The organism is Parasynechococcus sp., from assembly GCF_042954245.1.
Lineage (GTDB): Bacteria > Cyanobacteriota > Cyanobacteriia > PCC-6307 > Cyanobiaceae > Parasynechococcus.
In genome coordinates this window covers 1-4,209 of record NZ_JBGKDP010000204.1, presented here as the reverse complement: position 1 = coordinate 4,209, position 4,209 = coordinate 1, and the positions used below count along the sequence as shown (strand labels likewise).

The 4,209-nt window shown below is 65.1% G+C and carries 5 protein-coding genes and 1 pseudogene; 3 read left to right on the top strand and 3 right to left on the bottom strand.

Annotated features, from left to right (window positions below; translation table 11 throughout):
• The coding region (locus tag ACGVJ8_RS09255) for a cysteine desulfurase family protein (protein WP_392347467.1) at positions 1–728 on the bottom strand (728 nt) is incomplete at its 3' end.
• Positions 729–850: 122 nt separating this feature from the next.
• Here ACGVJ8_RS09255 and ACGVJ8_RS09250 point away from each other — a divergent pair.
• The 3 genes from ACGVJ8_RS09250 to ACGVJ8_RS09240 are packed head-to-tail and all read left to right on the top strand — an operon-like array spanning position 851 to position 3,084.
• A complete protein-coding gene (locus ACGVJ8_RS09250) occupies positions 851–1,363 on the top strand; it encodes a hypothetical protein (protein WP_392347465.1) in 513 nt (170 codons plus the stop codon).
• Positions 1,364–1,402: 39 nt separating this feature from the next.
• Positions 1,403–2,140, top strand: coding sequence for a response regulator transcription factor (locus ACGVJ8_RS09245; protein ID WP_392347463.1), 738 nt, complete (start codon positions 1,403–1,405; stop codon positions 2,138–2,140).
• Complete coding sequence (locus tag ACGVJ8_RS09240) at positions 2,137–3,084, top strand: pseudouridine synthase family protein (protein WP_392347461.1); 948 nt, start codon at positions 2,137–2,139, stop codon at positions 3,082–3,084. The genes ACGVJ8_RS09245 and ACGVJ8_RS09240 overlap by 4 nt, the downstream gene beginning before the upstream one ends.
• Here the strand turns inward: ACGVJ8_RS09240 and bchM are convergent.
• Both bchM and ACGVJ8_RS09230 read right to left on the bottom strand, forming a co-directional pair.
• Entirely contained in the window at positions 3,048–3,761 is a 714-nt protein-coding gene (gene bchM / locus ACGVJ8_RS09235; RefSeq protein WP_392347459.1) for a magnesium protoporphyrin IX methyltransferase, read from the bottom strand. The genes ACGVJ8_RS09240 and bchM overlap by 37 nt on opposite strands.
• 27 nt (positions 3,762–3,788) lie before the next feature.
• Positions 3,789–4,209 (bottom strand): annotated as a pseudogene (locus tag ACGVJ8_RS09230) (N-acetylglucosamine-6-phosphate deacetylase); the annotation flags it as partial.

Genomic DNA, 4,209 nt, shown 5'->3' with positions numbered 1-4,209 from the left:
TTCAGTCGGCTATTGCGCTGATCTTGCTCCTGCAGTGCGATGCGGGCGGCGGCGGCAAAGCCCACGATCAAGGCGGTGGGCAGGGTGCCGGCCCGGAGCCCCGCCTCCTGACCGCCACCCCATTGCAGCGGTTCGATCGCGATGCCCTCTCGGAGCACCAGGGCGCCGACGCCCTTGGGCCCGTAGAGCTTGTGAGCACTGAGGCTGAGCAGGTCAACCCCCAGGGCATCAGGGTTCAGCGGCAGCGTCCCGAAGGCCTGGGCCCCATCGCTGTGCAGGGTGATGCCATGGCGGCGGCAAACCGCTCCCAGTTGCTCGAGCGGCTGGAGCACGCCGATTTCGTTGTTGGCCGCCATCACGCTCACCAGCTGCGTCTCGGGGGTGATCGCCTCCTCCAGCTGCTCGGGGCTGATCAATCCATCGGGGCCAGGGGCCAGCAGGGTGACGCTGAACCCCTCCCGCTGCAGTTGCTTGAGCGGATCGAGCACAGCGTGGTGTTCGGTGGCCACGCTGATCAGATGCGCCTTGCCCAAGGCGCGGGCATGGCCCAACAGGGCCATGTTGTTGGCTTCGGTGGCGCCACTGGTGAACACCAGACGTTCTGGGGTCACCCCCACCGCCTCCGCCAGCTGGCGCCGCGCCACTTTCACCGCGGCAGAGGCGCTGAGGCCGAGCCGATGCTGGCGGCTGGAGGGATTGCCCCAGTCCGCACTCCAGAAGGGTGCCATCGCCTCCACCACCTCGGCCGCACAGGGGGTGGTGGCCTGGAAATCAAAGGCGGGAGCGGTGCCGCTCAGGACGATTCAGGCAGATGTTGCGATCATGGTGCTGCATTGCGAACAGCACAGGCATGGGTCTGCGATTGCCGATCGCTCTGCTGGGCTTGGGCGGGCTGATCTGGACGCAGCCCGTCGGCGCCTTTGATCGTGAGCAGGTGCTGGAGCGGATGCGGCGATCGCGGCCAGCCGATCTTAAGGTGCTGATCGAACGCCCGGCTCCCGTCGGCACCCTGTCGATCGGGATCTACGCGGTGAAACCAGCCTCGTCGAATTCCGATATCCGCAGCTATCAGCTGTGGGAGGAGTCGGCATCAGATCTGAACGTCTGTGTCGAGAGCGTCAATTGCTCCATCGAGAAGCCTTTGCGGGTCAAACGCACCCCGGTGGCGGTCTACGTGCGCACCCTCAATCCCGGCGGTCCGATCACCGATGTGAACCGGGAAGATCACCTGGTGTGGTGGGCAGCCTGCGTGCCGGAGGTTGTGGGAACCGACCCTGCCACGTTGCGCCAGAAGGCCCTGGATCTGGGCTTTTCTACCCTGATTCCCGAACAGCAGGAGCAGTTACCCGCACTGGCCCGTTGAGCGCGCTCTCCATACATTGCGGCCAGAGCGATTCCAGCCATGAGCGACGCGCCCACCCCCACCGCTGAATCCGCCGAGGCTGCGGTGCCCGCCCCGCGCCTGTTGCTGGTGGACGATGAGCCGGGTCTGCGCACGGCGGTGCAGGCCTACCTGGAAGACGAAGGATTTGATGTAACCACCGCGGTGGACGGTGAAGAAGGCTTCGCCAAGGCCCAGCAGATGCTGCCGGATGTGGTGATCAGCGACGTGATGATGCCGCGGCTGGATGGTTATGGTCTGCTGCAGAAGTTGCGCGCCGATGAACGGCTCGGCGGCACCCCAGTGATCTTCCTCACCGCCAAGGGCATGACGGCGGACCGCACCCAGGGCTATCTGGCCGGGGTGGACGACTACATCTCCAAGCCGTTCGATCCCGAGGAGCTGGTGGCGCGGGTACACAACGTGGCCCCGCGCCAGCACCGACTGTTGCCGGAGGCGGCGCGCTTTGCAGATACCGATATGGGCCAGATGGCCAAGCAGATCACCGAGATCCGCTCGCTCCTGGCCCAGGCCGAAGCTTTGCCCTCCACCGAGCCGGTGGTTCACAGCTTCACGCCGCGGGAGGCGAGCGTGCTCCAGCTGGTGGCGGAAGGATTGATGAACAAGGAGATTGCCCGGCAGCTGGAGACGTCGATCCGCAACGTTGAGAAGTACGTGAGCCGGCTGTTCAACAAGACGGGCACCTCCAGCCGCACCGAACTGGTGCGCTACGCCCTGGAGCACCGACTGGTGACTTGAAGCCGGCCGCGCTTAATGACGGCTGGACCTACCGCGATCGGGTGCCGCGGGCCGATGCCGGCATCCTGGTGAGCGATTGGCTGGCAGATCGCTATCGCCACTCTGATGCTGCGTTGTGGCGGCAGCGGATCGCTGCTGGTGAGCTGGATTGGAACGGAGTACGTCTCAGCAGCGATCGAGCCTTGCAAGGCGGTGAGACACTGTGCTGGCAGCGTCCGCCCTGGCTGGAGGAGGCGATTCCCGATCAATGGGAGACGATTCACGACGACGGGGACTTGCTGGTGATCAACAAGCCCTCCGGCTTGCCGGTCATGCCCGGAGGTGGCTTCCTGCACCACACGCTCACGGCCTTGCTCGAACCCACCGGGGCCCGGCCGGTGCACCGCCTGGGACGCTTTACCTCCGGCCTGCAGGTGTGTGCCCGCACGCCCCACACCCGTGCCCTCTGGTCGAAGCAGTTCCGGCCCGACGGCGGTTGCCGCAAGGTCTATCAGGCCTGGAGCCAGCGGGTGCCTGGGTTGGAGTTGGGGCAGTGTTTGAGCGTGAGCAGTGATGTGGTGGAACGGCCGCACCCGCTCTTGGGCTGGATCTGGGGGCCGGAACCCTTCGACGATGCGCCGATCCGCAAACGCCTCTCAGCCCACTCCGAGCTGGAGGTGTTGGAGCGCACAGCTGAGGGCGATCGCTTGCAGGTGACGATCATCACCGGCCGGCCTCATCAGATCCGCATTCATTTGGCACAGCTGGGCAGTCCGCTGCTCGGGGATCCGCTGTATCTGCGCAATCGCGAGATTTCAGCAAGCTCAATCCCCGGTAATGGAGGTTATCGGCTGCACGCCTGGCGGCTTTCAGATCTCCCTCACTTGGGGAAGAAAACATTCCAGGTGGATCCCCCAAGTGAGGGAGATCAGGCCTTGCGGAACTCGATCAAGCGCGAGAAGTAGAAGGGGGCCTTATTCAGGCTGCGCCGCATCAGCTTGAAGCCACAGGCTTCCGCTGCTTTCACGATGCCGTCTTCCTTGAGCGTGTAGGCCCGGGTGGTTTTGCTGGGGCCGGGGAACAGTTGGCCGATGCCCTTCAACAGCGCCAACAGCGGTGTGTAGGGCGCAAAGCTCACGATCAGCCGTTCTTCGGTGAGGCTGCAGAGGTGCTTCACCATCTCCTCGGCCGGTTGCTGGGGGTAGTGAATGAACACATCCACGCAGCACACCGTGTGGAAGGAGCCGCTCAGGCTTTCCAGGTCGCTGGCGAAGAAGTTCAGCTTGGCCATGTCGAGGCCAGCCTCGCGGGCCCGACGCTCGGCTTCCTGGGCCATGGCCTCTGAAATGTCGCTGGCGCTGATCGAACCCGCCCCCATCGCTGCCAGCGGCAGGCTGAGGCTGCCCACGCCGCAGCCCGCGTCGCAGAAGCTCGCCTGGCTGAGTTCACCGCTCTCCTTGATCCAGGCCAGCACTGCATCCACGGTTTTCTGGTGACCGATGCGGATGTTGCGCTGCACCTTATTCACGTCGTCGCTGTCGCTGTAAATGCGGTTCCAGCGGTCGAAACCCGTGGTTTCGAAGTAGCCCTTCACCTCTTTCTTCTCGGCCTGTTTCTGCTCCAGCAGCTGATCGGGGGCCATGGCGGAAGGGTTTGCGTCGGCGGGATCCTAAGCAGCGCAGGCCCAGTGCAGATCACCCTCCTTCTGGTGCCAGCGCAGCAGCTGCGTCAATGGCCGTCCCCGCAGGGCGTCCATGCACCCCGTTGCATCGCCAATCACCCGTCTCGGTGCCACCGTGGCGCTCCAGATCGCAGCACTGGGGGCGTTACTCCAGCGGGCCAGCCGTTTCACCCCCTCCAGTTGCGGCAGGGTCACCCCCGCCAGGGTGCCGTCGTCGAGACGACAGGTGCCGTTCTCCACCAGCAGCACCCGCTGGTCCCAGCGGTGTTCTCCGTCGGCCAGACCGTAGGGGGCCAGCGCATCGCTCACCAACACCGTCTGCTCCGGCGCCAGCCGTTGCAACAGCACCGCCATCGTCGGGTGCACGTGCACGCCATCGGCGATCAGCCCCAGGGCAATCCCCCCCCGC